At 46.3% G+C, this 4,028-nt stretch carries 4 protein-coding genes; 3 read left to right on the forward strand and 1 reads right to left on the reverse strand.

Annotated elements, in window-relative coordinates:
- Nucleotides 1–333 (reverse strand): IS110 family transposase (locus tag AC1DVB_RS25680; RefSeq protein WP_477591596.1); only part of this gene is annotated, 333 nt, incomplete at its 3' end.
- 373 nt (nucleotides 334–706) lie between these two features.
- Between AC1DVB_RS25680 and AC1DVB_RS25685 the strand changes: the two genes are divergently transcribed.
- From AC1DVB_RS25685 to AC1DVB_RS25695, 3 genes are all read left to right on the forward strand, one after another.
- Complete coding sequence (locus AC1DVB_RS25685; protein ID WP_328118692.1) at nucleotides 707–835, forward strand: hypothetical protein; 129 nt, start codon at nucleotides 707–709, stop codon at nucleotides 833–835.
- Nucleotides 836–1,001: 166 nt separating this feature from the next.
- The gene (locus AC1DVB_RS25690) at nucleotides 1,002–2,246 is read left to right on the forward strand and encodes a serine hydrolase domain-containing protein (protein WP_477591598.1); all 1,245 of its coding nucleotides are present in this window, start codon (nucleotides 1,002–1,004) and stop codon (nucleotides 2,244–2,246) included.
- Between the two features lie 713 nt (nucleotides 2,247–2,959).
- Nucleotides 2,960–4,028 (forward strand): IS110 family RNA-guided transposase (locus AC1DVB_RS25695; protein ID WP_477591600.1); only part of this gene is annotated, 1,069 nt, incomplete at its 3' end.

Genomic DNA, 4,028 nt, shown 5'->3' on the forward strand with positions numbered 1-4,028 from the left:
TCTTAGAAGCTTGGCAAGCCATTCGGCATCTTTCACATCAGTTTTACGCCCTGGAACATTTTTGACATGCCTGGCATTGGCAAGAACAAGGTGAAAAGATCCTTCGAGTATATTCCATATTGGTTTCCAGTAGACTCCGGTACTTTCCATCACAACATCGGATACCTGAAGGGTAGCTAGCCAATCACTTAAAGCCAACAGTCCCGTTGTTGTAGTTGAAAACGTTTCAATAGAGGTTTTTGGCTTTTTTTCTAATGGACCAAATAATACGCAGGCTACTACTGTTTCTTGGTGTACATCTAGGCCAGCACACCGTTCAATCATTGCTTCCATAGGAGAATCACCTCAATAAAAGATTAACAATACATATGACAGGAGATTTGTTACAAAAATTTTTGTATACGTACTAGCAGTACACTAAATGGTTCTTCCATACTGTCACAACCAGTTTCTTATACAGGGTATCTCCTTAAGATCCACCAAAAAARGTTCAGCCTGGTTGTATTGTTATCACCATTATTGTCAACGGTTTAATGGGTTAGACTTTATTTTGGGGTAATGAGCAGGGTTTCGTGATAGATGGTGGCGGCGAGGATCGCCGCCATAGACGTTTCTTATGGAACTAACGGGGCAGGATAGTTGAAGAAGGAATTTGTATTTACTTCTAGAATATACATAATTAGGTAATGTTGAGGTGGGAGCTTAAATGGATAAGGGCAGTATTTTCGCCCTGCTCGGCTCCAATGGGGCGGGCAAGACAACGGTTGTCAAAGAAGATTACTTACGGAATAATGGTGACCTTGAATTTGATGAAACCGAGAATAATCTATGCTAAGTGCAGGACATTTCTCGATTCTGATTACCCAGAACAGGAGGTGAGTCATCTTTTGATTGCCAATATTCAGTCTCTTTGATGCATCGAACACGCTTTTAAGCATTGATAACAAAAGAGAAATTGTAGAACAATAGGGCTGATAAAAAAGTAAAGAGAGGGAAACCAAATGAAAAAGATTACAACGGGACAAAGCAACACTGGCTTATCCGAAACAGGGCTACGCAGAATGCGCGACGTGCTGGCACGGCATGTCGAGTCCGGGAAGATTCCAGGGCTCGTCGCCCTGGTCAGCCGGTACGGTGAGACGCACGTCGAAGCGATCGGCACGATGCGCCATGACGGTGGCGCGCCGATGCGCCGGGACACGATCTTCCGGTTGGCGTCCACTTCCAAGCCGCTTTCGGTCGCGTCGGTGATGATCCTGCTCGACGAGTGCAAGCTGCATCTGGACGACCCAGTAGATACGTGGCTGCCCGAACTCGCCGACCGGCAGGTGCTGAAACGGGCCGACGGCCCGCTGGACGACACCGTGCCGGCACGGCGGCCGATCACCGTACGGGACTTGTTGACCTCCACGTTCGGGCTAGGAGTGGATATTACGTTAATGGGCTCCCCGATCCTGAACGCGATCTTCGAGAGTGGGATATACGACACGCCAGGGGCGGAGTTGCCCGAGCCGGATGAGTGGATGCACCGCTTGGGCACACTCCCGTTGAGCTACCAGCCCGGAGAGCGATGGCAATACCACGTCAGCAACGAAGTGCTCGGCGTGCTCGTCGCCAGAGTCACGGGTCAGACGTTCGAGACGTTCCTGCGCGAACGCATCCTCGATCCGCTGGGGATGAAGGACACTGGTTTCTACGTGCCCGCCAACAAGATTGACCGGCTGCCGCCCGCCTTCAATCCCGATCCGCAGACCGGAGAGTTCATCGTGTGGGACGAGGCCGCAGGCGGACGCTACAGCCGACCTCCAGCGTTCCAAGCAGGCGGCGGTGGGATGCTCTCAACCGTCGACGACTATCACGCGTATTTACGGATGCTGCTGAACCAAGGGATGCACGGGACCGAACGGATCCTGTCCAGGCCCGCCGTCCAGCTGATGACCACCAACCGCCTCACGCCCGAGCAACAAACCGCCCGAGACGCCCTGGCCAAAAACAACGTCCATTTGTCGCACGGCCAAGGGCAGCACGGCGGCTGGGGCTTCGGGATGGCGGTGCGCACCTACCGTGGTGACTATGCGTCCATCGGCCAGTTCGGCTGGGACGGTGGAACCGGCACCACGGCGTATGCCGACCCGGACAAACAGCTTACCGGAATCCTGCTCACCCAGGTCGGGATGTCCACCCCGGATTCAGCGCAGCTTATCCACGACTTCTGGACGATGGTCTACCAGGCAATCGAAGACTGACACCGAGCCCGCGCCCGCGCCTGGTACGCCCGCCCTCAACCCACGACATAAGGGCATGTTTTGAATAATCTTTTTTCAAAACATGCTCTTTCTATTTATTCATTTATCTAGGTTTCTTAGATTAATTTGATCAAACTTTGTTTCAAATCTACATTAGTTAAGAAGGTTAGACCTAAATTTTGATTTACCTTTATAAAACAAAAAAGCCCCTCTCGATTATGAGAAGGGCCTTTTAAGTTGGAATAGTGGAGTAGCTGGGTAATATTATTGTCTTTCAGCAAAATACACTTTATACCAATCTAATAAATGTAACCTCTCTATAAAAGTGGGCTTACCACTAAACCCCATTTCTTTGTAAATTGTTTGCATCTATTTTGCAATAATAAAAGGAAAATCAGCTTATGTAGGAAGGTTCTTGGTTGCTACTGAACCATCATGCTGTGGCTTTGAAATAAAGTCACGATGTTTGTAAAAAAGATGGGATGTTTAAAATAAAGTCGCGACGTTTATAAGGACAAATTTCTGAAAAAACAGGTGCGTTAGCTGAAGATCGGAGCTGCCTTTAAGGCAGCTTTTTCTTTATGCAACTATAGGGGCAGCATTCCTGTAATAACTGAAAATGAGGTTTGAACGAAAAAAGACCTCTTGATAAGATGAATGTGTCCTGAGCTGGCCAGCTAAAAAGGACAATACATCTATTTGGAGGTCTCACAATGAATTATAACCAAAATCATAAAATCTCTCAAATTACTTCTGAAACCTTAATTGTCGGAGTAGATATAGCCAAGCACAATCATGTCGCGAGAGCACAAGATTTTAGAGGATTGGAACTAGGTAAAACGTGTTTCTTTGAAAATACGAAAGCAGGATTTCATTCGTTTCTAAATTGGATTACCCAACTTGTTAAAGGGTGTAAGTTAAATCAAGTGATTGTAGGGATGGAGCCAACCGGTCACTACTGGTTAAATCTAGCTCATCTTCTAAAAGAGAATAATATTAAGTTCGTATCAGTCAATCCACTACATGTTAAACGAAGTAAAGAATTAGACGATAATTCACCTACAAAGAATGACGTGAAAGATGCAAAAGTCATCGCACAGTTAGTCAAAGACGGAAGATACGCCGAACCAACAATTCCACGTGGAATTTATGCAGAACTCCGAGTGGCCAAAAAACTTCGCGATCTTCTCAATGTTGATTTACAGGTCGTTCAGGGACAAGTTCATAACTGGCTTGATCGTTACTTTCCCGAATTTTTGACGGTGTTYAAAAGTTGGGAAGGCAAGGCAGCTATTCATTTTCTAAAGCTAGAAGCTTTGCCACATGAACTTGTAAAGTATACGGATGAAGAGCTCTTACTTTCCCTAAGACAAGTGGTAAAACGCAGTATAGGCTTAAAGAAAATACGAGCACTTAAAGAAGCAGCCAATCGTTCGATTGGTATTCGTCAAGGGGCATCTATGGCGAAATTAGAGTTGAGAGCTTTACTAGAGAAGTATGATTTTATTCAAATGAAATTCGAAGAAATAGATCATCAATTAGATCAGTTATTAGACCATATCCCAGGTGTCACACAGATGTTAGAGGTGTCAGGAATCGGTCGAGATACAGTAGCAGGGTTTTTCGCAGAGGTCGGCGACCTCAGAGACTATCAACATCCTCGCCAAATCGTAAAATTAGCAGGTTTAAGTTTAAAAGAAAACACATCAGGAAAGCACAAAGGTCAGACCAAGATTACCAAACGGGGACGAAAGAAATTAAGGGCTCTCTTATTCCGGGCAG

Source organism: Peribacillus sp. P4_D6 (assembly GCF_056401795.1).